General features: G+C 49.8%; 23 protein-coding genes. 17 read left to right on the top strand and 6 right to left on the bottom strand.

Features of this window, described 5'->3' with window-relative positions:
- Positions 1 to 9: 9 nt before the first annotated feature.
- From DUW71_RS12380 to trxA, 3 genes are all read right to left on the bottom strand, one after another.
- On the bottom strand, positions 10 to 612 hold the full coding sequence (locus DUW71_RS12380; RefSeq protein ID WP_119395571.1) for an energy-coupling factor transporter transmembrane component T family protein: 603 nt from the start codon (positions 610 to 612) through the stop codon (positions 10 to 12).
- Entirely contained in the window at positions 609 to 1,307 is a 699-nt protein-coding gene (locus tag DUW71_RS12385) for an energy-coupling factor ABC transporter ATP-binding protein (protein ID WP_119395572.1), read from the bottom strand. The genes DUW71_RS12380 and DUW71_RS12385 overlap by 4 nt, the downstream gene beginning before the upstream one ends.
- Positions 1,308 to 1,392: 85 nt before the next feature.
- Positions 1,393 to 1,803 (bottom strand): thioredoxin, encoded by a 411-nt coding sequence (trxA, locus tag DUW71_RS12390; RefSeq protein WP_267896667.1) that lies wholly within the window; start codon positions 1,801 to 1,803, stop codon positions 1,393 to 1,395.
- Positions 1,804 to 1,856: 53 nt separating this feature from the next.
- On the opposite strand from trxA, the gene DUW71_RS12395 reads away from it, so the two are divergent.
- Together DUW71_RS12395 and DUW71_RS12400 are read left to right on the top strand one after the other, a co-directional pair.
- Entirely contained in the window at positions 1,857 to 2,633 is a 777-nt protein-coding gene (locus DUW71_RS12395) for a PhzF family phenazine biosynthesis protein (protein ID WP_119395574.1), read from the top strand.
- Positions 2,634 to 2,675: 42 nt separating this feature from the next.
- A complete protein-coding gene (locus DUW71_RS12400) occupies positions 2,676 to 3,443 on the top strand; it encodes an alpha/beta hydrolase (protein WP_158584051.1) in 768 nt (255 codons plus the stop codon).
- Here the strand turns inward: DUW71_RS12400 and DUW71_RS12405 are convergent.
- Together DUW71_RS12405 and fliK are read right to left on the bottom strand one after the other, a co-directional pair.
- Complete coding sequence (locus DUW71_RS12405; RefSeq protein ID WP_119395576.1) at positions 3,436 to 3,723, bottom strand: EscU/YscU/HrcU family type III secretion system export apparatus switch protein; 288 nt, start codon at positions 3,721 to 3,723, stop codon at positions 3,436 to 3,438. The genes DUW71_RS12400 and DUW71_RS12405 overlap by 8 nt on opposite strands.
- The gene (fliK, locus tag DUW71_RS12410; RefSeq protein WP_119395577.1) at positions 3,720 to 5,051 is read right to left on the bottom strand and encodes a flagellar hook-length control protein FliK; all 1,332 of its coding nucleotides are present in this window, start codon (positions 5,049 to 5,051) and stop codon (positions 3,720 to 3,722) included. Before fliK ends, DUW71_RS12405 begins: the two co-directional genes overlap by 4 nt.
- 68 nt (positions 5,052 to 5,119) lie before the next feature.
- On the opposite strand from fliK, the gene ccmA reads away from it, so the two are divergent.
- From ccmA to DUW71_RS12485, 15 genes are all read left to right on the top strand, one after another.
- Entirely contained in the window at positions 5,120 to 5,704 is a 585-nt protein-coding gene (gene ccmA, locus DUW71_RS12415; protein ID WP_119395578.1) for a heme ABC exporter ATP-binding protein CcmA, read from the top strand.
- The gene (locus DUW71_RS12420; protein WP_119395579.1) at positions 5,701 to 6,360 is read left to right on the top strand and encodes a heme exporter protein CcmB; all 660 of its coding nucleotides are present in this window, start codon (positions 5,701 to 5,703) and stop codon (positions 6,358 to 6,360) included. The genes ccmA and DUW71_RS12420 overlap by 4 nt, the downstream gene beginning before the upstream one ends.
- Positions 6,361 to 6,364: 4 nt before the next feature.
- Positions 6,365 to 7,129, top strand: coding sequence for a cytochrome c biogenesis protein (gene ccsA, locus DUW71_RS12425; protein ID WP_119395580.1), 765 nt, complete (start codon positions 6,365 to 6,367; stop codon positions 7,127 to 7,129).
- Between the two features lies 1 nt (position 7,130).
- Positions 7,131 to 7,313, top strand: a complete 183-nt coding sequence (ccmD, locus tag DUW71_RS12430; RefSeq protein WP_119395581.1) for a heme exporter protein CcmD — start codon at positions 7,131 to 7,133, stop codon at positions 7,311 to 7,313.
- Positions 7,310 to 7,774 (top strand): cytochrome c maturation protein CcmE, encoded by a 465-nt coding sequence (gene ccmE, locus DUW71_RS12435; protein ID WP_119395582.1) that lies wholly within the window; start codon positions 7,310 to 7,312, stop codon positions 7,772 to 7,774. The genes ccmD and ccmE overlap by 4 nt, the downstream gene beginning before the upstream one ends.
- Positions 7,771 to 9,705: a heme lyase CcmF/NrfE family subunit gene (locus tag DUW71_RS12440; RefSeq protein WP_119395583.1), complete on the top strand. Its 1,935-nt coding sequence runs from the start codon at positions 7,771 to 7,773 to the stop codon at positions 9,703 to 9,705. Before ccmE ends, DUW71_RS12440 begins: the two co-directional genes overlap by 4 nt.
- Positions 9,702 to 10,229, top strand: coding sequence for a DsbE family thiol:disulfide interchange protein (locus DUW71_RS12445; RefSeq protein WP_119395584.1), 528 nt, complete (start codon positions 9,702 to 9,704; stop codon positions 10,227 to 10,229). The genes DUW71_RS12440 and DUW71_RS12445 overlap by 4 nt, the downstream gene beginning before the upstream one ends.
- Positions 10,226 to 10,681, top strand: coding sequence for a cytochrome c-type biogenesis protein (locus tag DUW71_RS12450; RefSeq protein WP_119395585.1), 456 nt, complete (start codon positions 10,226 to 10,228; stop codon positions 10,679 to 10,681). Before DUW71_RS12445 ends, DUW71_RS12450 begins: the two co-directional genes overlap by 4 nt.
- Positions 10,681 to 11,901 (top strand): c-type cytochrome biogenesis protein CcmI, encoded by a 1,221-nt coding sequence (ccmI, locus tag DUW71_RS12455; protein WP_119395586.1) that lies wholly within the window; start codon positions 10,681 to 10,683, stop codon positions 11,899 to 11,901. The genes DUW71_RS12450 and ccmI overlap by 1 nt, the downstream gene beginning before the upstream one ends.
- Before the next feature lie 69 nt (positions 11,902 to 11,970).
- Positions 11,971 to 15,420 (top strand): chromosome segregation protein SMC, encoded by a 3,450-nt coding sequence (gene smc, locus DUW71_RS12460; RefSeq protein WP_119395587.1) that lies wholly within the window; start codon positions 11,971 to 11,973, stop codon positions 15,418 to 15,420.
- A gap of 14 nt (positions 15,421 to 15,434) precedes the next feature.
- The gene (gene zipA / locus DUW71_RS12465; protein WP_119395588.1) at positions 15,435 to 16,250 is read left to right on the top strand and encodes a cell division protein ZipA; all 816 of its coding nucleotides are present in this window, start codon (positions 15,435 to 15,437) and stop codon (positions 16,248 to 16,250) included.
- Positions 16,251 to 16,257: 7 nt separating this feature from the next.
- Positions 16,258 to 18,309 carry an NAD-dependent DNA ligase LigA gene (ligA, locus tag DUW71_RS12470; RefSeq protein WP_119395589.1) on the top strand — a complete coding sequence of 684 codons (2,052 nt, stop codon included), beginning with the start codon at positions 16,258 to 16,260 and terminating at the stop codon, positions 18,307 to 18,309.
- On the top strand, positions 18,306 to 18,734 hold the full coding sequence (locus DUW71_RS12475) for a hypothetical protein (RefSeq protein WP_119395590.1): 429 nt from the start codon (positions 18,306 to 18,308) through the stop codon (positions 18,732 to 18,734). Before ligA ends, DUW71_RS12475 begins: the two co-directional genes overlap by 4 nt.
- Entirely contained in the window at positions 18,731 to 18,958 is a 228-nt protein-coding gene (locus tag DUW71_RS12480; protein ID WP_158584053.1) for a YheU family protein, read from the top strand. Before DUW71_RS12475 ends, DUW71_RS12480 begins: the two co-directional genes overlap by 4 nt.
- A 2-nt stretch (positions 18,959 to 18,960) precedes the next feature.
- Positions 18,961 to 19,428 (top strand): DUF2489 domain-containing protein, encoded by a 468-nt coding sequence (locus DUW71_RS12485; protein ID WP_119395592.1) that lies wholly within the window; start codon positions 18,961 to 18,963, stop codon positions 19,426 to 19,428.
- Here DUW71_RS12485 and DUW71_RS12490 read toward each other — a convergent pair.
- Complete coding sequence (locus tag DUW71_RS12490; protein WP_119395593.1) at positions 19,425 to 19,853, bottom strand: hypothetical protein; 429 nt, start codon at positions 19,851 to 19,853, stop codon at positions 19,425 to 19,427. The two genes, DUW71_RS12485 and DUW71_RS12490, sit on opposite strands and share 4 nt — an antisense overlap.
- Positions 19,854 to 19,907: the final 54 nt, after the last annotated feature.

Genomic DNA, 19,907 nt, shown 5'->3' on the forward strand with positions numbered 1-19,907 from the left:
TCCTTACATTTATTGTTTAGGTATGCCGCCACGCGCGTTGATCGCATCGGCGACATGTTGCGAAAAAACCAAAGATTGAATGATCATGGGAGCGATCACTAACCAGTACTGTTTGCCACCACCACGCGCTTTCCAAGCATCAATTAGATGATCCAAAATGGCGATGAGCAATGGAATAAAACGAATGCATAACGACATGGCAAAGGCGATCAGCTCGGTGGCCAAGCCTAGCTTTTTTAATGGCTGCAGTAACCACAGCATCACCTCGGTAATATCGTCCATCGACGAGGTTAGGGTGATGGCATTAGCCAATAAGATCAGCGTGCTCATTCTTAGTACAAGCAAAACACCAGCATGCCAGCCAGCAAGCCACCATTGCAGAACCAATAGTATTAACAATGACCACAAAATAGGTCGAAAGCTGATTAATTGTTTTAATGCTTCGCCACCTAATGTCCCGTACAGCACAAACGTAAGTACCAGCCCAGCACCCCATAACCACAATGAGTTCAGCGGAATAAGTACCAGGCTAATTAGGGCAAGGGCGAGTAACTTATAGCTCACTCTTATGCGATGAAGCCAAGTAGGGGTTGCGAGGTATAAGCTGATCATAGGTGGTTTCTTTGCTCGGCATTGGCTTCATAAGCGCGAATCACCTCTGTTGGCTGTCCATCCATCTGAACCTTGCCGTCGGCTAGCCAAATAACCCGCTCAAACTCGGCAAATGTGTGTGGTTCATGGCTTACCATAATGACTTGCTGGTCGAGGTTGGCAATGACCTTAGCCAGTTGCTGGCGCGTTGGGTAATCTAGGGCAGAGTAAGGCTCATCGAATAACAAGGTGCTTGGCTGCATCAATAAGATAGAAAGAATACACAATAATTGTTTTTGCCCTTCCGACAATGACGCCACAGGTTTATCGCGCCAATGGCTGCGTTGGTAGTCGGCCAGTATGGTTTCACTCGCCATGATTGCCTCGGCTTTGCTGTAGCCAATATTGCGCAAGCCAAAGCTGAGTTCTTCAATAACGGTAGGGAAGATAAGTTGATGGTCGGGGTTTTGAAAAATTAAGCCAATGGTTCGACAAAGCTTCTTAGCGCCAATTGACGTGCAGTGTTCGCCAACGGTTATGGTGCCGCTATCTGGTTGCATTAAGCCGCACAACAGACGCAAGATGCTGCTTTTACCTGACCCGTTATAACCAATAATGCCAATGCGCCGTTCACTAAGCTGCAAATTGATCTGCTCTAGCACGCTTTGCTGAGCACGCATCAAGGATACATTTGATAAAACAACTTGCGGCTTCATACAGTGACCAAAAATAAACAAAAACGGCGCGATTGTACGCGCCGTTCTGTATTGTGTCTGTATGAAATGCATACAGAGGTAAAGCTTACTGCTGCTTAGCCATTTCCGCTTTGACTTGTGCCATATCTAGGCCGCGCACCTGCTCAATCAGTTGCTCCATGCCTTGTGGTGGCAACATGCCAGGCTGCATAAATACGCCAATGCCATCGCGAAATACGGCTGTCGTTGGAATCGATCGGATACCAAACTCGGCTGACAGTTGCTGCTCCACTTCAGTATTCACTTTGGCGAAGGTGATGTCTGGGTGTTTTTCTGAAGCGGCTTCAAAAATAGGTGCAAAACTTTTACAAGGGCCACACCACTCCGCCCAGAAATCAATAATAACAATGTCGTTGTCAGCAATCGTCTGTTCGAACGTTGCTTGCGTCATTTCAATCGTTGCCATGTTATGCTCCGTACTATTCTGTGTTTCGTTTAATTTAATCAAATGCAACACGTGTTGTAATTAATTTATTTGCATGACACTGTTGCACGAATGGGATAGCCAAAATGAAGTTTTATCAAGTTGATGCGTTCACAAGCCATGCATTTGCCGGCAATCCAGCGGTGGTTTATGTGTTAGATCACCCCATTCACCCAGCGCGTATGCAAGACATTGCCCGCGAACATAACTTGTCTGAAACTGCCTTTGTGCAAAATCATGGATTGCGTTGGTCTATTCGTTGGTTCACGCCAACTGCCGAGGTAAAACTGTGCGGCCATGCGACGTTGGCGGCAGCAAAGGTGCTAAGTGACTTGCTTGGCGTTAGTGGAGAGCTCATTTTTGACTGCTTATCTGGTGAGCTAATCGTCAATAACGCTCGTTCACTCATTCAGCTCGATTTTCCTGCCAAACCCATTGCAGCCGCACAGATACCCGAACCAATTAGTGAGTTTGCCAGTGCTCATAACGGGATTGTTCAGGGCTTTAGTGGTCGAGATTGGTTGGTGCTTATGCCCACGCAAGCAGCCGTTGAGCATGCGCAGCCAAACTTAGCGGCATTAGCCAAGCTGCCTGAGCAAACCCTTTGTATTACTGGTGAAGGGGATGATTGTGATTTTGTCTCGCGCTTTTTTGCGCCGGCACTTGGGGTGTCAGAAGACCCTGTAACGGGCTCGGCGCACTGTATGCTAGCGCCGTTTTGGGCAGAAAGATTAGGGCGCACTGATTTACTTGCCCAGCAGTTATCTGAACGCGGTGGGGAAGTGAGTTGCCGAGTTTCTGGTGATCGGGTTATTCTGCAAGGAGAGGCTGTCGTTGTTATGCAAGGTGAATTGCTAGTCTAACAGCGCCAGATACGCTTAGCCTTTGTGATCATAGAGCGAGATTTGAGTTTGACGATAAATGAAAGTCAGCCGCCAGGCACATCAGCATTAAAGAGCGCCGAGCACTTTATTGTGCCTAATCGTATCGGTGGGCAACTATCCATTTGGCGCTACCATGGTGAGCAGCCAAAAGCGGATGTGGTATTGGTGCACGATTTGACCAATAACGCGGCTGTTTTTGGCGATCAGCAGCAGGGGCTAGTGCAAAGGCTTTGCCAAAATGGCTTTAACGTTTGGACCTGTAACCTGCATGGGTATGGTGATAGTTGGCCACAAATCTCACGCAAAACTCGGTATTCCCTAACAGAGGCCACTCAGGGCGATCTCGCCTTGGTGGTGAAAGCCGTGCAACGCTATCAAGCATTGCCTATTTTTCTATTAGGCAAGGGGGTTGGTGGTGTGTTGTGGCAGCACTACTTATTATCGGCAACGGTACCAAACCTAGCTGGTGTGGTGCTATGGCAACACCCGTACTTCACGCCAACGCCAAAGCGCCGATTTAAACGACTACTGGCTCTATTTGCTGGCTTTCAGCCAGGCCGTCAGCGAGTTGTGCCTGAGTTCTTTCGCCAAGCAAAGCGCGAGAGTGCGCCCAAAGTAACGCGTGCGCCGGTTTCATGCTATGTCCATCAGGCTTGTGAGATCGACCAATACGACTTGGCTGAACGGTTGGGCAAACACAATAGTCAAGTTCTGGTGGCCGCAAAGGCTGAGCAGGAGGCTGCCATTTGTCATTGGTTGCAGTCCAACTTCGCTCGCTCGATTAATTAGAGATATCTTTTTCGCCTGGGTACATTGGGTTGGCTGCTTCGCCTTGCAGCCATAATGCAAACGCAAGTACATCGGTAAGCACAGGTTCTAACCAGGGTGGCATTTGATCGTGGGTATGACTAGCACACAACAAAGCAGCCAGTTCTTCGTTTTCAAATAATGGGATCGCTAGCTCGTGTGCTAAACGTACCATCTCGATCGCCTCATCATCGACGCCCGTGGCGAGCACTGTAGGGCTTTTTCTTTCAGAATATTTTAGCGCGACTGCTTTTTCACTCATGCTTTAATGTCCACTTGCTGTTGTGGGTTGTCAGGCTTTTTCTTCTTCGGTGGCATGCCATATTGGCAGGCGACTGGCTGGCATTGCACATGATTGTTGAGTAAGGCTTGCAAGGTTTCTGTATGTGCTTGCAACAACTTTAAGGTTTGTGGTGTTTCACTCCACAAGGTTAAGGCAAGACTACTGGCATTAAACCTTAGTTCGGCACAAATCGCTGCTAGGGGTGGCAGAGTAAAGTACACCTTGACCCGCCAAGTACGTTCGCTCGCCTGTGTTGCTTCACTGGCTTCAATGTCATACTCGACGGCTTTTAATGTTTGATTGTGAAAAAACGGCAGCCAATGATTGGTAAGGGGAGAATCGGTTTGCAAGTTCACTGCTGCATGTTGCAACTGGGCCACCGTTTGGTGTTGCAATAAACCGTTGAGTAGCTGCGGTAGTCGACTTTCTGGCGTGTCGGCAAGAAAATTGAGCAGTGGCTGGCCGCCGCTCGTTGCGGGTTTATGCATAGCCATGCTGGCGGCTTGCATTTGCAGTAAGTCTGGCGTTTGTTTGGCTATGTGAGCAAGTAATTGGGGCAATAAATTATTGGTTTTCGCTTCGCTGGTGTTGCTTTGCAGCCATTGTAATACCGACGCTAGTTGGCTAAGTGGTGCGGTATTGCTTGCTTGCTGTGTTGGCAGTTGCAAGCTTGGTTTGCTCGCCTGAGTAAATCCAGCTAATAAGCTCGTTTGCTGGCGTACCTGCTGCAGTGCTGGCGCAGGTGGGTTGGTCTGGGCCTGTTTTGGCTTGCTTACATCGGCACTGGTTGTTGGCTTGGATTGGCCGGTGAGCACCTGCACCAGTGCATCCTTGGTCGGTGTCGGTAGCTGCTGGATTAGTTGATTAATCTGGCGAATAATGACCGGCTTTTCAGGCGCTTGATTGGTTAGCTGATTGGTCAAATACTGAATGGCCACCTGTATTTGTTGTGTTTTGCTGGCCGTGTCTTTAGGTGCCTGAATAACGAGCTGGCCTTTGTCGGCTTGTATCATCAAAACCGCGCCGCGCGGTAAAGCCGTGTTTAGCTTGGCCTCAATGATGCTGCCGGCGGGTAAGTCTGGGTGTTTGTTAGGCGAAGGCAGTACCAGCAGCGTGCTGCGAAATGACTTGTCTGCCATCGCACTGCTGTCTTGGATCAGCACTGATAAAAGACCATGCTGAGCAATGCTCTGCTTAATGGTCGCAACCGTATCCAAAACTGGGGTGCCAGTATTTTGTTGCACCCTGGGTTGGATTAGGTTGAGTGCCTGTATTAGTTGTTCGGCTTTGTTTACCATAGTTGTCATACGCTACATTAGCCGCCGCCCTTAACTTAGGGTAGCATTGCCGCCCAGATTACGTGTGGAATGAGTATATGTTGTTGTCGGCCGACGCCATTGTTGCTGAACGCGATGAGTTAGAATTATTTAAACCGCTCAGTTTTTCGTTGTCTGGTGGTGAGGTTGTGCACCTAGTTGGACCGAATGGAAGTGGCAAGTCAACCTTGTTGCGAGGGTTGCTTGGCTTAAACCAAACCCTCACCGGTGATATTACTTGGCACTCTGATAGCCGCTGCTACGTTGGTCACTCACCGGGGCTAAACGGTGCCATCACTGTGGCCGAGAGTCTGCGGTTGTTACTGTTATTGGATGGCATGCAAACAACGGATGAGCAAGTCGAATTTGCTTTAGCGCAAGTGGGGTTGCATGCCTGGCGTTACCAGTTATCAGGTAGGCTATCGGCAGGCCAAACCCGCAAGGTGGCGCTAAGCAGGCTGTATTGCTTGGATGCGCCAAGAATTTGGTTGTTAGATGAACCCTTTACCTCGCTAGATAAAGCTTCAACGCAGAAACTGAGCCAGCGCATTAGCGACCATGCTCGGCAAGGTGGCGCTGTATTGTTAACTAGCCACCAAAATCTTGAAGGAATGGCACACAGAACCTTGGAGCTCGACGTATGATTGCGTTATTAATCAAGCGTGAGGCGGCTTTGGTGGTGCGCACGCCACAAGATTGGCTAAACCCGCTATTGTTCTTTTTTATGGTTGCCGTGGTGTTTGCCGTGGCGATACCGGCGCAATCTGGATTAGCGGCAGAATTAGCGCCTGGCGTCTTGTGGGTCATTCTATTGCTGGCGCTTATGCTAAGCCTGGATAGTATGTTCTATGCTGATATTCGTGATGGTTTCGTTGATCAGGTACTTGTTGGTGCTGTTCTGCCCAGTTTGTTTGTGCTGTTAAAAATTTTAGGGCATTGGGTAAAAATAGGATGGCTGGCAGCCTTGTTTGCCCCAATATTGGCGTGGGCGTATGGTATGTCGGGCATTGCGGTATTTATTTTGGTATTGTCGGTGTGGTTCGGCTCATTGACGATTCTGGCCATTGGTAGCCTGGGTGCAGCGCTTACCAGTCAGATCGGCAAGGGTGGTTTGCTTACCCCTTTGTTAGTTTTACCCCTTTATATCCCGACGTTAATTTTTGCAATTAGCTCGGTGCGGTATGCTGCCGCTGGCTTGCCCTATCTTGCGCCATTGTTATTCACCTTGGTGTTGGCTTTGGTGGCAGTCGTATTCATGCCAGCGGTGACAGCATTTGCATTAAAAATAGTTGCGGAGTAGAGAAATGTGGCAACGGTTTAAAGTTTGGTTTCATAAGTGGGGCTCGCCGCGCTGGTTCGTTGAGATTGGTCCTGGCTGGCAAAACAGCTTATTAGTGATAGGGCTGGTTGGTATCGCGGTGGGCTCTATTTGGGGCCTCGCGTTTGCACCCTATGACTTTCATGAGCAAGGCAACTCTGCTCGCATTATATACTTCCATGTGCCTTCGGCAATTATCGCCCAGTCGCTGTACATGGGTATGGCGATTATGGGTATTGTTTTCCTAGTCTGGAAAATAAAAATGACCATAGTATTCGCCCGCCAGATTGTTCTAGTCGGCATGCTGTTCTCGGCATTGGCATTAGCCACTGGCGGTATATGGGGGTTGCCTACGTGGGGCACTATGGGCTTGATTACCGATCCTCGGATTTTCTCTACCGCAGCCATGTTCTTTTTATACGTTGGCATCTGGGTGCTAAATATGGCGCTAGATGACGTCAAAGTTGCCGATAAAGCAACCGCAGTGTTGGCGATTGTTGGTTCGGTTAATTTGCCAATTATTAAATTCTCGGTTGAGTGGTTTAACAGTCTGCATCAAACGGCGACGTTTACGTTAACCGAACCACCAAAAATGTTGCCTGAAATGTGGCTGCCACTGCTGATTAACGTACTGGCATTTTACTGTTTTGCTGGTGGTGTGGTGCTGGCGCGGGCGCGCTTTGAAGCGCTTAGAAGAGAACGAAAGAAGTCTTGGGCGCAAGAACGTATCAATCAATTAATAGGGCAGTGATATGTTTCAATTTGACAGCTTCGCTGAGTTTATTGCCATGGGTAAGCACGGGCCGTACGTCTGGTCAGCCGTTGGTTTGTTCGTGGTGGTAGTAGCGGCCTGTTTGGTCAGTATTAAATGGCAAAAGTGGCGCTTGCTAGCGAGTGAAAAAAGAATTCGGGCACGTGAGGAGTTACGCCGATGAAGGCGCATAGAAAACAAAAGCTTATTTTAATTTTTGCTGGTGTGGCCGTGTTGGCGCTTGCACTGAGTTTTATCGGCATCGCTATGCGCAATCAGATCAATCTCTATTATAGTCCAACGGATATTGCCAACGGTCTTGCCTCACCAGGGCAAACCTTCCGCGCTGGTGGTTTAGTGGTAGATGGCTCAGTGAGTCGGGATGAAGAAACCCTTTTTGCCCAGTTTACCGTAACCGATGGTGGCAACGAGTTAGTGATGCAGTACATCGGCATACTGCCCGACCTGTTCCGCGAGGGCCAAGGCATTGTTGCGCAAGGTAGTTTAAATGGCGACGGCGTATTTGTTGCCGATGAAGTATTTGCCAAACACGACGAAAACTATTTGCCACCGGAAGTTGCCGAAAGTCTCAAGGCATCAGGACATGATGCTTATCAAAACTACGATAGTGGGGATTACGAATGATTCCAGAGCTTGGGCTCTACGCCATTATCTTGGCTACCATTTTATCTGGCTTAGCGGGTTTGTTGCCGTTGCTGGGTTGGCGTTGGCAATACGCCAACCTGATGGGCACTGCTAAGCCGTTAACATTGGTAACGACAGGCTTTATCGGCTTAGCGTTTATGCTACTGGTATATGCATTTGTTGTTGATGATTTTTCGCTTGCTTATGTGGTTATTCAATCAACCACAACCTTGCCAGTGTATTACAAGGTCAGTGCCGTTTGGGGCGGGCATGAAGGGTCAATGGTACTATGGGTGCTTATGCTATCGGGCTGGGGGGCTGCTGTTGCACTGGCATCACGCTCGCTACCGCAAGACTTGGTATCGGTTGTACTAGCGGTCATCAACTTGGTGCTGTTCGGCTTCATGTTGTTTATCTTGCTGACTTCCAACCCATTTGAGCGGGTATTGCCGAATATTCCAATGGACGGGCAGGACCTGAACCCATTGTTGCAGGACATTGGCCTTATCCTACATCCTCCGTTGCTGTATATGGGGTATGTCGGCTTTGCTGTGGCGTTCGCCTTTGCCGTAGCCGCTCTGATTACTGGTCAATTTGACTCGGCCTGGGCGCGCTGGGCTCGGCCATGGACAGACATCGCCTGGGTATTTTTAACCCTTGGTATTGCCTTGGGTTCATGGTGGGCATATTACGAACTCGGCTGGGGGGGCTGGTGGTTCTGGGACCCTGTTGAAAACGCCTCGCTCATGCCATGGTTAGTGGGCACAGCGCTTATGCACTCGCTTGCCGTAACAGAAAAACGCTCGGGGTTTAAAGTCTGGACAGTGCTCTTGGCCATCTTTGCCTTTGCTTATTCTTTGCTTGGGACCTTCTTGGTTCGCTCTGGGGTGCTGACGTCTGTTCATGCCTTTGCTAATGACCCGGATCGTGGCATGTTCATTTTAGGCTTATTAACCATTACTGTTGCTGGGTCGCTGTTGTTATTTGCTCTGCGCGCCAACCGGTTCAAAGAAAGCATAAGCTTTAACTTGCTATCGCGTGAGTCATTCTTATTGATCAATAACGTCCTGCTAGTGGTCAGTGCTTTTATTATTTTAGCTCTGACATTAATGCCATTGGTGTGGGACGCCATGGGTGGTGGTTCGATCTCTATCGGTGCGCCATTCTTTAATATGATGATTAACCCCATTGCACTGCTTTTGGTATTTGCTGTAGGGGTGGGCCAGCTGCTGCGCTGGAAACAGCATAAACAAGATGGTTTTGGTCGCTGGCTGCTTGTTATGCTCGTGGCCAGTGTTGTGCTGGGCTGGGGCTGGGCATGGTGGATGGGCGACGCGCTCAGCATCTGGTTAGTCGTATCAGCAGTTTCGATTGTCTGGGTACTGCTCAGTACGGGGCGCGAAATTCACCATCGTATTGCGGGCAAAGCGAATAAATGGCAGGTGCTGCGCCGCCAGCAACCTAGTTGGTATGGCATGATGTGTGGCCACCTAGGGGTCATTATGGTTGTGCTGGGTGCGGCATTTGTTACCCACTTTGAAGAAAAGATAGATGTGCGTTTGGTTGATGGTGACCGCATCGAGTTTGCTGGTTATGACTTGCATTACAAGGGCATTAAACATGTTGAGGGCCCGAACTGGGTATCTGATACAGGGGTATTCGATGTTTATCGAGGCGGTGAGTTAGTCACCACCTTGTATCCGGAAAAACGCTTTTATACCGTTGCGCGCCAAATGATGACCGAGGCAGGCATTGATGATCGCTTGTATAGAGACCTATATGTGTCACTTGGCGAGCAGCTTGACAGTGGTGCTTGGACGGCTCGTATACAAGTGAAACCTTATGTTCGATTCCTGTGGCTTGGTGCCCTTGTGATGTCACTGGGTGGCGTGTTGGCTGTGCTGGATCGCCGTTATCGGAGGCAAGCATGAAAAAAGTATGGTTATTATTGCCATTCACCTTTGTCTTCGCCTTGATTGTGGTGTTCTTCTTTGCGCTGCGCGATGAAACGGATAGCTCAATTTTAGAATCGGCATTGCTCAATCAACCATTACCGGAGCGGCCACTGAAACTGCTCGATGGTGATGAGATGATTAACCTCGCTGAAGTCGCCCAAGATGGTCCATTTCTGCTTAATATTTGGGGGACTTGGTGTCCGGCGTGTCGCACAGAGCACCCAGTGCTTAACGAGCTCGCTGCGCAAGGTATTCGTATTGTGGGGGTAAACTACAAAGACGAGCCACTGGCGGCGAAAAAGTGGCTAATTGAGTTACATAATCCTTATTTTCTTAATGTGGAAGACCCAATTGGTAACTATGGCTTAGATCTGGGCGTTTATGGTGCACCTGAGACCTATTTTATCGACGGGCAGGGGATTATTCGCCACCGAGTGGTTGGTGAGGTTACGCGAACGATGTGGCGTGAAGAATTGCAAAGTATTTGGGAGTCTTTATGAGGTGGATGCTGGCCTTATTATTAATGTTGCCGCTGTTGGCCCAGGCTGCTGCTGTCGGTGAGTTCGACCGGCAATTTGATGACCCACAAATGGCTCAGCGCTATAGTGATTTAACCAATCAACTTCGCTGTCCAAAATGTCAAAATAACAATGTTGCCGACTCCAATGCTCAGATTGCCCAAGACATTCGCGCACGCGTTTATGATTTGATGGTGGAAGGGCAATCGGATGATGACATTGTTGATTACATGATTGACCGCTATGGTCGTTTTGTTACCTACAAACCACCATTAACGGCAGGTACGCTAGTGATATATGCCGTGGCACCACTATCTGTGTTGATTGGTATTTTTTGGTTTGTTGCCTATGTCCGCCAGCGCCAATCAGCCCAAGTTGAGCCGCTCGCGGCAAATGAAAAACAAGCGTTCTATCGTTTGTTGGAGGAACGCTAATGTTTTGGTTAGTTGCCGGAGTAATGACCGCCATAGCAGGCCTAGCGCTTTATTGGGGGTGGCAGCGTAATATTGGCTCGCAGCTTGAGCATGCAAGGTGGCAAACGCAAGTTCGTATTGCTCGCAAACGTATCGATGAGTTGAAACTGTCGCTAGAAGAGGGCGAGATTGACCAGCTGGCCTTCGATTTAGAAGAAGCAGAAATTGCCCGCCCACTGTTATCAGTCTCGCAAAAACAGCAGCTTAACCGGCGCCTGCCTATGGCTTGGGTGGCCGTGCCTGTTCTCTTTGTCGCCATCAGCTCGGTGTTGTTATATCAAAAGTACGGAGCCCAGGAAGGCTTGCAGTTATTGGCGATGCGGCAAGCGGGTATTGATACACCAGCTGAGCGCAACGAAGCACTGCAGGTGTGGCAAGCTTGGCAAGATAAACGCCCGAAAGACATTGAGGGCTGGTTAGGTCTTGCACTGGCGTACAGTCAAGGTGGGCGTTTTGAACAAGCCGAGCAAGCCTTCTTATCGACGCTTGCGGCGCTAAACCGTCAAGAGTCACCCGCCGAACTAGATGAAGCCTATGTTTACGCTAACTTGGCACAAAACCGCTTTAACCAAAACCAGCAGCAGTTCGATCAGCAGACCGAGTTGTGGTTAGACAAAGCACTAGAGCTTAACCCGGATAGTGAACTAGGTTTGGGCTTGCGTGGTGTGCAGGGCTTTGCCAATGAAGACTGGCTGCAAGTTATTACTGCTTGGAATCGATTACTGCCAATGCTGGAGAATGCTCAAGAGCGAGCCGCCATTCAAGGGGCAATGGCGCAAGCGCGTAGTGCCTATGTTAATGCTGGCGGTGATCCGGCTGCGCTGGCTGCCATCGAAGGGGTTGGCTTTGATGTGCTGATCAACCTAGAGGCGGATCGGCTTAACCTTGAGGATTACCCGGTGTTGTTCCTCATCGCCCGTCCACAGGGCGCAACCATGCCGGTTGCGGTTAGGCGTGTGTTAGTGGATCGCTTCCCAATGACTGTTCGCCTAAGTAGTTTGGATAGCATGGGAAATGGCATTTCAATGCTTGATTTTGAGTCATTGGAAATTGTTGCTAGGTTGTCGCAATCCGGTAGTGCTATTGCCCAGGAGGGAGATTGGCAATCGGCCCCTGTACTAGCAGACATACCAGAAGACTACGTACCACTAACGCTTAGCATTGATCAGCCGGTACGCTAGCAGTGGCATTCAAGTGCTGAGCTGGTTAGAATCCGAGACTTGTCACTTTGTTAAAGGATTCATCGCAGCATGCGTTTAAAGGCCATCCGGCTTGCTGGTTTTAAAAGCTTTGTCGATCCAACCATGGTGCCGTTTCCTTCTAATATGACGGCCGTGGTTGGGCCTAATGGCTGTGGTAAATCCAATGTTATCGACGCCGTGCGCTGGGTAATGGGCGAAAGCTCAGCCAAACAGTTGCGCGGTGAGTCGATGACGGACGTGATTTTTAATGGTTCAACTCAGCGCCGCCCGGCTGGGCAGTGTAGTGTTGAGCTCATATTTGATAACACCGACCGCACCCTAATTGGCCAATATGCGGCCTATGATGAAGTCTCGGTAAAGCGGGTTGTCACCCGTGATGGGCAAAGTAGTTACTTCCTCAACCAAGCTAAGTGCCGCCGCCGCGATATTACGGACCTATTTTTGGGGACTGGCTTAGGTCCCCGCTCTTACGCCATCATCGAACAAGGCATGATATCGCGCCTAATCGAATCTAAGCCTGACGAGCTTCGCATCTATGTTGAAGAAGCGGCAGGTATCTCGCGCTATAAAGAACGTCGAAAAGAAACTCAGCAGCGCATGCAGCGCACGCAGGATAATTTGGTGCGTTTAACTGACTTGCGTGATGAGTTAGGCCGCCAGCTTGCCAACCTGCAAACGCAAGCTGAAACCGCCAAGCGCTATAAAGTGTTAAAAGCAGAAGAGCGGCAAAAGCGTGCTGAACTAGCTGCCATGCAATGGCAAACACAGCAGCAGGCGAAAGCTGAACTCGCGACACAGTGGTCTGAACACCAGCTTGCGGTCACTGAACTTGAAACCGAACAAGTTCGTTGTGAAACACTGCTTGAGCAGCATGAGCTTGCACTGCGTGACCAAGCCGACCACTATGAGCGCCAGCAGCAGGCTTTCTATCAAGCGGGCACTGAGGTTGCCAAAGCTGAGCAGTTGCTAAGCTTCACCCGCCAACAGGCCGAACGTGCCAATACCGATATCTCAGCCCTGCGCCAGCAAGAAGCCGAACTGGAAGAGCGCCAAGAGCAAGATCTCTTGCGAGTAGAGCAACTTCAGCAAAACCTTGCAGCACTGGACACATCTGCCAGTGACACAGAGCTCGCTGCTCTGGTGCAACAAGTGCAAGATGCGCGCCAGCGCCTAGAGCAGCGTCAGCACGAGTTGATTCGCTTGCAGTCAGCCAGTGGTGGGGTAGAGGCCGAGCAAGCGTCGATTAAAGAGCAAATTGCAAACTTGCAGCGCCGCCGCAGTCGTGAACAGTCGCGGTTAGCCAATATGTCTGAACAAGGTGATGACTTTGACCAGCAAGCGTTAGCACAAGCACAGGCTGATGCTGAACAAGCACAAGAAGCTTGGCAGGCCATTACCGAGCAGCGCCAAGTAGTCGAACAGCAGGCCAATGAAACACGGGCGAAAATAGAGGCCTTGCGCCAACGACGCGATGCCAATATGGCTGAATTATCGGATGCCAAAGCCGATTTGGCCACGGTCAATGGCCGAATCGCAGCAATGCGCGCTTCGTCTGCCGATGATTGGTTGGAAAAAAATGGCTTAGCCAAATCACGCTTACTGGATTTATTAACCGTGCATGACGAGCGCTGGCAGCCGGCGATTATGACCGTGTTAGGTCATCTGTTGTCAGCCCCAGTAACCGACGACCTAGCTCGACTCAGTCAACTGCTACAGGATGCGCAAGAGCTAGATTTATTCGCGTTGCAAACCAGTGACGCAGCACCTGCAGCGCCCGGAAGCTTAGCAAGCCAACTGTCAGCACCGGTTGATCTATCAATTTGGCTAGCTGACGTATTTTGCTGTGAATCGGTTGATCAGGTGCCGGCAATGTTGGCACAGCATAACAGTGTGGTGTTGCCCGATGGGCGCTGGTTTGGTCAACATCATGTGGCGCTGCGCCGCGGTGCCGATAGTCAAAAAGATTGGCATGGCGAACAGACTCGCTTAGCGGCTGTGGTCGATGAGTTAGAGGTCGCATTAGAAGATATTGATGTCGACATTGAATCACTGCAATTGCAGCAATCTGGTAGCCAGCAGCGCTTGCAAGACTTGGTAGCGGGTGAACAGTTGCAGCGCCAGCAGTATGACGAAGCCTTAGCGCAGTATAATGAGCTAAATAGTCAGTGGCAGGCAATTGCCAGCCAGCGCGAAGCCGTGGCACAAACCCGTAGTCAAGTGGTTGATGAGCTTGAGGAAATTGCAATTGAGCTAGAAGAGCTCGAGATGCGCCTTGAAGACCTAGAAAATGATGCCACTGATGATGAGCAGGCTTTGTTGCTTGAAGATGAAATTGAACGCCTACGTTTGCTCGTGGGTGAGCGTGAGTCGGCAGTCAATGATGCGCGCCAAGCACGCCATCAGCTAGATATACAAGCTACCCAGTTGCGCGAACAACTAAACGCTGCCAAGCAGGCGAGCGAACGCACAGGTGAGCAACTTGGCGAACTGGTTGAGCAAATCAACCAATCGCAAGCGGTTAAGCCAGTTGATTCGGGTGAGCTTGAAGCGGCACAGCTTGCTTTGCAAGAGGCAACAGAGTGGCAGGGCGAGTGTGAAAAACGCATGGCACAGGCCAAAGCGGTGACGACTGAAACCGAGGCGACGATTGCCAGTTTGCGCGATCAGATCAAGCAAATTGGCCACAAACAGTTAAGCGAGCGGCAAGCGCTAGAGGCGACCAGTGCCAAACAAGCTGCCGTGGATACCCGCTTGCAAGCCTTGCAAGAACAGTTGCACGAGGCAGATATCAATGTCCAGTTGGTGCTGCAAGAAATGCCAGACGATGCCAATGAAGAAGGCTGGAAGCGACGTGTTTCGGCGCTAAAAATGGAAATAGAACGTTTGGGGCCAATCAATCTAGCGGCGATTGATGAATATGAAGTGCAAGGCCAGCGTAAGCGTTACCTGGATCAGCAGGACGAAGAGCTTAACAAAGCGCTTACCACCCTGCAGGCGGCCATAGATCGTATTGATAACGAAACCAAAACGCGCTTTGAAACTACGTTTAATGCCATTAATGCGGGTCTGTCGCAACTGTTCCCTAAGGTGTTTGGTGGTGGTACTGCTTGGTTAGCACTAACCGATGATGACATGCTCACCACTGGGGTAAGTATTATGGCTCGCCCGCCGGGCAAGCGAAATAGCACCATCCACCTACTTTCTGGTGGTGAAAAAGCGCTAACGGCGCTAGCATTAGTGTTTGCCATCTTCCAATTGAACCCAGCGCCGTTTTGCATGCTAGATGAAGTGGACGCACCATTGGACGATGCAAACGTTGGACGTTACGCTGAATTAGTATCGGCGATGTCCGATCAAGTACAATTCATATATATTACACATAACAAGGTTGCGATGGAGAAAGCACACCGCCTGGTTGGCGTTACGATGAACGAACCAGGTGTATCGCGACCGGTCACCGTTAATTTAGAGCAAGCTACCGCATTGGCAGAGGTTTAAGGGGCTATAACAGCATGGATTTTATTCGCGATTGGCTAATTTTATTCAGTATTGTGGTAATCGCATTTATCGCATGGGACGCGTGGCGCCGAGTCAAGGCGAAGAATAGTTACCAAGGTAAGTACATTAAGCCAAATGCTGATGCTGATGATATGGTCAGCCCAGTGAGAAAACGCCAAGCGACGGCTGACGAGGTGGATCATGGCCGACGCACATTACGACTTGATGAAGACGATGATGAGCCGGTGCCAATGCTAATTGATGAGGTAGAGCAAGGCGAGCCTTTGCCTGACTATGAACCACCGATCGAAGCCTTTGATGAACCTGAGCTAGAAGCATTGGAAGACGAAGTAGTCGAGCCTGAAGCACCTGAGTCGGCGCAAGAGCAAGTTGAAGAGCCGGTTGAGGTTGACGAGGTGCTGATCATTCATGTGTTTGCCAAAGACGGGCAGCCAGAGTTTGAAGGGGCTGATTTGCTAGATAACCTGCTAGCGGCCAACTTAAAGCACGGTAAAATGGATATCTTTCACAGCCATGATGAGCAGGGCCGCTTGCAGTTCTCGATCGCTAATGGCGTCAACCCAGGTACGCTCAACCCAGATACCCTAGCTGATCAAACGACACCGGGTGTTAGTTTGTTCCTGCAGTTGCCACACCCTGGCGATGCCAAGGCAGCATTGGATCATATGTACAAGGTAGCGAAGTTTTTAGCTGAAGAGTTCTCGGCTGCTTTGCTCGATGATCAGCGCAGTGTACTAACGCCGCAAACAATCGAACATTATCAACAGCGTATAACTGAATATCAGCGCGCGCAGATGATTCCGCATTAGACCGATTATGACAACAGATACCGTTTCTCAACAGGTGCGCGCGCTCGTCGAGCGCATCCGCCAGCTCGACCATGCCTATTATGTTAATAACGAATCTCTGGTTCCAGACAGCGAATACGATGCGTTATTAAATCAATTGCGCCAATTAGAAGCGCAGCACCCCAGCCTTGTAACAGCCGATTCACCAACCCAACGTGTTGGGGGTGCGGTGGCGCAGGGGTTTACGTCGGTCACGCATGATGTGCCAATGCTCTCGCTCGACAATGCCTTTGATGCTGAACAGCTGGTGGATTTTGACCGTCGCGTCTGCGAGGGGCTTGGTGTTGCACAAGTCACTTACGTGGGCGAGCCAAAGCTCGATGGCGTGGCGCTTTCTTTATTGTATCGCGATGGTGAACTGGTTCGTGGGGCAACCCGAGGTGATGGCTTAACAGGCGAAGATGTAACGGCCAATGTGCGTACGATACGCAATGTGCCATTAAAGCTGGTTGGCGACTATCCTGCTGTACTAGAAGTGCGTGGCGAGGTGGTCATCCATAAAGCGGACTTTGAACAACTTAATAAAAAAGCAGAGTTGGCCGGCGAAAAAACATATGCCAATCCACGCAACACCGCCAGTGGTAGCCTGCGCCAACTCGATTCTGCTATGACTGCCAAACGACCACTTAAGTTTTGTGCTTATAGCGTGGCGCAAGGGCAGGACGGCTATGATTGCCATAGTGAGTTGATGGAAAAACTAAAAGCATGGGGCCTGCCAACCCATGATGTGCAAGCAAGCTGTCAATCAATCGACGACTGCCATGCATTTGTTGAGGAGATGTCGGCGAAGCGCGAAGCGCTGCCTTACGACATTGATGGCCTGGTATTTAAGGTTGATCAATTTGCCCAACAAGAAGAGCTCGGATTTGTTTCGCGAGCGCCCCGTTGGGCCATTGCATGGAAGTTCCCGGCGCAAGAAAAGCTGACCAAATTATTGGGTGTTGATTTTCAGGTAGGTCGCACCGGTGCGCTCACCCCAGTCGCCCGCCTTGAGCCGGTGAATGTTGCTGGTGTAATGGTGAGTAATGCAACCTTGCACAACCAAGATGAAATTGCTCGTTTAGGGGTGAAAATAGGTGACATGGTCAGTGTACGCCGTGCGGGAGAAGTGATTCCTCAGGTCGTCTCGGTCGACTTATCGCAGCGCCCAGACGATGCACTAGACATTGAGTTTCCAAGTCAGTGCCCAGTTTGCCACAGTGATGTCGAACGTGTTGAAGGTGAAGCGGTAGCCCGTTGTACGGGTGGTTTGGTGTGCTCGGCCCAGCGAGTTGAAGCGCTTAAGCACTTTGTCTCGCGCAAAGCGATGGATGTTGACGGGCTAGGCGATAAGCTGCTAGAGCAACTGGTTGCGCGTGACTGGATACAAGGGCCGGCCGATTTATACACTCAATTAGACGTTGTCAAGTTGGCGTCTTTGCCACGTATGGCGGAAAAATCAGCACAAAATGTATTGGCAGCACTTGAGGCCAGTAAAAAGACGACCCTTGCCAAATTCTTATACGCCCTAGGTATTCGCGAAGTAGGGGTGAGTACTGCCAATAACCTCGCTGCACAATATGGTACGCTTGCGGCCCTAAAAGAGGCTGCTTTGGTGCCTAGCGATGAGAAAGGCAATTGGGTGCTACAAGAAGTAGATGATGTTGGACCCATTGTGGCAGAGCATATTCATAACTTTTTTGCCCAGCCAGAAAACACCGCGCAAATTGATGCCCTAGTGAGCGCTGGCATTAATTGGCAAGAGATTGAGCAAGACAATGATCGACCACAGCCGCTCGCTGGTCAAACCTGGGTGCTGACAGGTAAGTTAGAACAGATAAGTCGTGCTGATGGGGAAGCCGCATTGCGAAGCCTAGGTGCCAAGGTGGCTGGCAGTGTGTCGAAAAAAACCACTAAGGTAGTTGCTGGCCCCGGTGCTGGCAGTAAACTGGCGAAAGCTGAGTCGTTGGCCGTGCCGGTAATCAATGAGGCCGCCTTTATGCAGTTGTTACTCACCTATGATGTGGAGTTTGGTGAATGATTGGCGAAAGCGAATCCTTGGTATACGGCTTGATTGTAGATGAGCCTGATAGTGATCCAGATTATCTAGCGACAGCCCGTCGCCATAACCGGCAAGTCATTCAGAGCTTAGGTTTCGAAGATGGCTTTCCGGCTATTATCAGTACCCAGTTTTCTGTGCATGGTGGTATGCAGGGGTTTGGTACCCATCAGCCGCAGTTAATACATTTTTCTATGAGCTACCCTGGGGTGGAATACTACTGGCAAACATGGCTGAAAAAGTTTGAGTCGGTACTCGCTCAGCTTTATTGGACCAGTGCTAGGGTGCAGCTAGAAACTGAATTGTCGGGCAAACATTGTTTTAGCTGGACATCAGATCAAACTCGCCACTTGCCCAACCAAGGCATTGTTATTGCAACCTGTGAATGGGCGCACGACATCATATGATTATCCCAGTCAGTGCACTAGAACCAGCTACCTTACGTAACCTTATTGAGAACTTTGTTACCAGTGGTGCCAGTGATATTGAACACCTAGATTGGACGCTGGAAGATAAGGTTCAACATGTTGAGAGAGGGTTGCGCGCTGGGTCGCTGTATATTGTTTTTGATGAAGCCAGTGAATCTTGCACAATCCTTACCCTAGACCAATGGCAAGAGATGAATAAATAGTGATGTGGTTAATAATATTGGCGGTTGCCATCGTATTGGGTTTGGCTGGCTATGCTGGGTACCTGTTATGGCAAGTAAAGCAGCAGCGCATCAAGCTTGAAGCAAGCCGAGCGCAACGGCTAAAAACTGAGCAAAGTAAACACGATTACGTTGCCGAAAGTTGTCGTGTCATCGCGCGCCATATTGTTGAAGGTGAGTTAAATATCTCAGAAGGTGCCATCCGCTTAAAAGTGCTGCTCGACAACATTAATTTGTCAGATATCGATAAACAACGGTTTGTTGCCTTTGAGCGCTTGTACGAGCAAGTAAAAGATCTTGATACCCATGACGCGCGTGCGCAACTAACGGTTAACGAACGCAAGGCGCAAGACCGTGTGCGCCACAAGGCTGAGTATCAACATCAGGAAAGTGTTACCAATGCCGCGAAAGCGTTACTGGAGTTTGATCTTAACCGCTATCGCCCGAGTTAGTCGGGCGCATTAACAATTACGCGAAACCGCAATACGATCTGGTCACCAGCGTCTAGCAGTGGAATGGTCCACCTTAATTGGGTGATCTGATCAAGGCGCTGACCTTGCAATTGGCTGACTGGAAAAAACTGACCGTTGGCGTTGCCAACAAATGGATTGAAGCGCGCTTCAGGTAACTCATAAAGCTTGGTGAGCTCTGGAATCGGGTTATCGACCTCAAAATTGGTGGCAGCACTGGTGCCAATATTGTTGATGTGCAACTCCATTAAAATAATGTCGCCTGGATCAACGAACTCTACCGGCTGTTTAACCACCTCTCCCGCTTTGGGCACCTCAATAAAGGCATAGCTGTCTAAAACTAATTCCGCGTCAGCACTGGCAAAAAAACTGATACCGACGAGTAGCAATGCAGTTAGCAATCTCATTGCATTCCCCTTGTTATAATTTTTTTGCCAGCCTAACCCAAATTGGCTTGTTTT

This window comes from Salinibius halmophilus, assembly GCF_003577475.1.
Classification (GTDB): domain Bacteria; phylum Pseudomonadota; class Gammaproteobacteria; order Pseudomonadales; family Natronospirillaceae; genus Salinibius; species Salinibius halmophilus.